Origin of the sequence: Pseudonocardia sp. EV170527-09 (genome assembly GCF_008369905.1) — a bacterium.
Lineage (GTDB): Bacteria > Actinomycetota > Actinomycetes > Mycobacteriales > Pseudonocardiaceae > Pseudonocardia.
On the sequence record NZ_VRMC01000585.1, the window covers coordinates 1 to 250 of the forward strand.

At 57.2% G+C, this 250-nt stretch carries 1 pseudogene; it reads left to right on the forward strand.

The annotated features are described in order from the left end of the window. Window positions 1-21: 21 nt before the first annotated feature. Window positions 22-250, forward strand: a pseudogene (locus FVA95_RS30200) (3-oxoacid CoA-transferase subunit A); the annotation flags it as partial.

A 250-nucleotide genomic window follows, 5' to 3' on the forward strand; every position in this document is an offset into this window, starting at 1 on the left:
TAGCCAGTGGGCGTATAAATGGCGCCCACTGGCTACGGAACGATGCTGGCGGACGGCAAGGAAATCCGGGAAATCGATGGGCGCAATTATGTGCTGGAATATCCCATCCATGCAGACTTCGCGTTAATCCGGGCCCAGGCTGCCGACAGATGGGGTAATCTTGTCTATCGCAAGGTCGCTCGCAACTTCGGACCCATCATGGCGATGGCGGCCAAATGCACCATCGCCCAGGTAGCCGAAATCGTTCCAC